Source organism: Neokomagataea anthophila, from assembly GCF_018122595.1.
In the GTDB taxonomy this organism is placed as follows: Bacteria; Pseudomonadota; Alphaproteobacteria; order Acetobacterales; family Acetobacteraceae; genus Gluconobacter; species Gluconobacter anthophilus.
The window spans coordinates 1-216 of sequence record NZ_JAGRQH010000244.1; the positions used below are offsets into that span (position 1 = coordinate 1).

1 pseudogene is annotated in these 216 nt (G+C 55.1%); it reads right to left on the reverse strand.

From position 1 onward, the window contains the following. Nucleotides 1-26: 26 nt before the first annotated feature. A pseudogene (locus KB213_RS12580) lies at nt 27-216 on the reverse strand (5'-3' exonuclease H3TH domain-containing protein); the annotation flags it as partial.

Sequence of the window (216 nt, forward strand, 5' to 3'; positions counted from 1 at the left end):
ATCGCCTCTAACGACCCATGCTACTTCACAAACTGGGCCGCACCTTTTGCGCCAAAACCCGGCACACCCGGCACGTAATCCGTTGAATCTCCCATAAGCGCTTGTACATCCACCACCTGATCGGGGCGCACGCCAAAGTTTGCTTCCACCTCTGCATCCCGAATATGCTTTTTCTTCATCGGGTCCAGCAACTCCACACCGGGGCGGATAAACTGA